This is a genomic window from Paenibacillus albiflavus, assembly GCF_004344915.1.
Taxonomy (GTDB): domain Bacteria; phylum Bacillota; class Bacilli; order Paenibacillales; family NBRC-103111; genus Paenibacillus_AM; species Paenibacillus_AM albiflavus.
This window is the reverse complement of record NZ_SKFG01000058.1, coordinates 1-2,796: the sequence shown is the minus strand read 5'-3', so window position 1 is coordinate 2,796 and position 2,796 is coordinate 1. Positions and strand designations below refer to the sequence as shown.

The following is a 2,796-nucleotide window of genomic DNA, read 5'->3' as shown; positions in this document are numbered from 1 at the left end:
CATGTATTAGGCACGCCGCCAGCGTTCGTCCTGAGCCAGGATCAAACTCTCCATTAAAGGTGAGCTGATTTGCTCAAAATTTCTTGCTAGCTTGTCTCAATCATAAGCACCGAAGTGTTACTCTCTCGACGTTGTTGAGATTAATAATCTCATTTATTTCTTCACTCGTTGTTCAGTTTTCAAAGGACAATTTCTTTCGTTTCTAGCAACCTTGTTCTCGGCGGCTAGATATCTAATATAACATGTTTATCAATTTTGTGCAAGTGATAATTTTTACCAATCACTATCTTCTTGCGATAAAGCTCTTTAATTAACATGTCCCTGTCGTGATCTTCCGTGACAGGAATTACAATATATCATATATAAAAACATAATGCAACATGTTTTTCGATTATTTTCGACAAACTCTATTACTAATGAATTACCACTCAAGCGAATTCACGATTTCCCCAATGATTCCTTTCATCTGATGGACGCCTAAATCTGTATTGGTCATAATAACTGCTCCCGATCTGAGATATGGGTAAGCAATCATCATACATTGATAGCCTACTCCCCATCCAAGCGATGAAATTTCAACTTCATGATTCGAGCTATCTAAGAAAAGTCCTAGTCCCGCCCATACTTTACCACCTTGAGATGTAATCATCTCTTTGCTGGTCCTTGGGGAAATCCCAAGTTGACTAGTTCCATGCAAGGAATACATTAATTCTATAACCAAACGGGCTAAATCTGAAGGAGACGTCCAAACCCCAACAGCAGCTGGGTAAGGATAGAATGGATACTTACTACTAACTAAGTCACCATTGCTCTGATGACCACAAGAAATCTTTTGACTAAACTTTACGTCCGCTGACCTCATGATCAAACTACTCTTCATATTCAGGGGTTCAAACACAAGTTCATTCATAATTTCCTCAAAAGATTGACCTAATACATCTTCAATAGCTTGTTGAATAATGCAAAATCCAATATCTGAATATTGAAAGTCGCTGCCAGGCTTATACATCACTTTAATAGACTCTTTACAATACGGAGTTCTTCCCTCTAATAGATCAACCATAGTAGGAATACCTTGTGTGGGATCAAATTCACCAAAACTCCCCTCTGGATCAACAACACCAGACTGATGGCTAAGTAATGTTCGAAGAGTAACTTTGTTGCTCTGTATGAGTTTGCTGTAAGGAAGTTTCCATGATGTAAGAATATTATTGATATCTTCATCTAAATCCAAAAATCCCTGATCCACTAATTTCATAACCAACATCGCTGTTACAAATTTGCTTATCGAACAAGCATTAAAAATAGTATCACTATCTACCTTATGATCCGTACCTGCTTCAAGCACTCCAAAACCCTTTGCCATATGGATTTGTCTATCATGAATTAGTGCAATACTTAGCCCCGGTACATGGTAGCGCTCCATAAGGTCGTACATATTTATCTCAGGATTCAAGTTCAAGCTCAACCCCCCTTAGTTTTTGTAAAAATATTTGGTGACGTTCTAAATACCTATCCTCTTTATACATCATTATAGAACATTTGTTCTTATATTTCAAATATTTAGATTACGTTTCCGCAAACTATTTTACAAATGCAAAAAAGACTATTCGATTAGAACAATGTCTAAAAGAATAGTCTTTTGCTTGATTCCTATTGCTAGTCTATCAATTCGTATCGGGATGACACGATTTGAACATGCGACCCCCTGGTCCCAAACCAGGTGCTCTACCAAGCTGAGCTACATCCCGATAAAAAAATGGCGCGCCCTGAGAGATTCGAACTCCCGACCTTTTGATTCGTAGTCAAACGCTCTATCCAGCTGAGCTAAGGGCGCAAAATTATTGGAGCGGAAGACGGGAATCGAACCCGCGACCCTCGCCTTGGCAAGGCGATGCTCTACCGCTGAGCCACTTCCGCAAAGATGCGCGTAGAGGGACTTGAACCCCCACGGTTTCCCGCTAGATCCTAAGTCTAGTGCGTCTGCCAATTCCGCCATACGCGCGCATCGGGATAAATAAATGGTGAGCCATGAAGGACTCGAACCTTCGACACCCTGATTAAAAGTCAGGTGCTCTACCAACTGAGCTAATGGCTCTCAACAAACCTTTAGCTTATAAAGCTAATACATTGCTGAAAAAATGGTGCCGGCGAGAGGACTTGAACCCCCAACCTACTGATTACAAGTCAGTTGCTCTACCAGTTGAGCTACACCGGCATAAAAATGGCGGAGCCGACGGGATTCGAACCCGCGGTCTCCTGCGTGACAGGCAGGCATGTTAGGCCTCTACACCACGGCTCCGCGAAGATTTTATGAACTGGTTGATTCATAAAATTGGTTGCGGGGGCAGGATTTGAACCTGCGGCCTTCGGGTTATGAGCCCGACGAGCTACCGGGCTGCTCCACCCCGCGTCATTATCATTAGTATATCCAATTATGGTGGAGGCTAACGGGATCGAACCGCTGACCCTCTGCTTGTAAGGCAGATGCTCTCCCAGCTGAGCTAAGCCTCCGTAATATGGTGACCCGTAGGGGATTCGAACCCCTGTTACCTCCGTGAAAGGGAGGTGTCTTAACCCCTTGACCAACGGGCCTTAAATGGCTCCCCGAACAGGACTCGAACCTGTGACAACTCGATTAACAGTCGAGTGCTCTACCAACTGAGCTATCAGGGAATATTTTTTTTCGCTTGGCAACGTCCTACTCTCCCAGGATCCTTCGATCCAAGTACCATCGGCGCTGGAAGGCTTAACGGTCGTGTTCGGGATGGGTACGCGTGGTTCCCTTCCGCCATC

Annotated in this window: 1 protein-coding gene, 11 tRNA genes and 1 rRNA gene; all 13 read right to left on the bottom strand. The window is 43.3% G+C overall.

Going from position 1 to position 2,796, the window contains the following annotated elements; translation table 11 throughout:
- Positions 1–421 precede the first annotated feature (421 nt).
- Positions 422–1,426 (bottom strand): serine hydrolase domain-containing protein, encoded by a 1,005-nt coding sequence (locus tag E0485_RS24190; protein ID WP_132420598.1) that lies wholly within the window; start codon positions 1,424–1,426, stop codon positions 422–424.
- A gap of 251 nt (positions 1,427–1,677) precedes the next feature.
- A tRNA-Pro gene (locus E0485_RS24185) sits at positions 1,678–1,751 on the bottom strand.
- Between the two features lie 9 nt (positions 1,752–1,760).
- A tRNA-Arg gene (locus tag E0485_RS24180) sits at positions 1,761–1,837 on the bottom strand.
- Between the two features lie 8 nt (positions 1,838–1,845).
- Positions 1,846–1,920: transfer RNA gene (locus E0485_RS24175), tRNA-Gly, on the bottom strand.
- A gap of 5 nt (positions 1,921–1,925) precedes the next feature.
- A tRNA-Leu gene (locus E0485_RS24170) sits at positions 1,926–2,005 on the bottom strand.
- Positions 2,006–2,022: 17 nt separating this feature from the next.
- Positions 2,023–2,098 (bottom strand) — tRNA-Lys (locus tag E0485_RS24165).
- Between the two features lie 44 nt (positions 2,099–2,142).
- Positions 2,143–2,218, bottom strand: a tRNA-Thr gene (locus E0485_RS24160).
- Positions 2,219–2,225: 7 nt separating this feature from the next.
- A tRNA-Asp gene (locus tag E0485_RS24155) sits at positions 2,226–2,302 on the bottom strand.
- Positions 2,303–2,336: 34 nt separating this feature from the next.
- Positions 2,337–2,413 (bottom strand) — tRNA-Met (locus tag E0485_RS24150).
- A 25-nt stretch (positions 2,414–2,438) separates the two neighbouring features.
- A tRNA-Val gene (locus E0485_RS24145) sits at positions 2,439–2,514 on the bottom strand.
- A gap of 6 nt (positions 2,515–2,520) precedes the next feature.
- Positions 2,521–2,595 (bottom strand) — tRNA-Glu (locus E0485_RS24140).
- Positions 2,596–2,600: 5 nt separating this feature from the next.
- A tRNA-Asn gene (locus E0485_RS24135) sits at positions 2,601–2,676 on the bottom strand.
- A gap of 12 nt (positions 2,677–2,688) precedes the next feature.
- Positions 2,689–2,796, bottom strand: a 5S ribosomal RNA gene (rrf, locus tag E0485_RS24130); the annotation flags it as partial.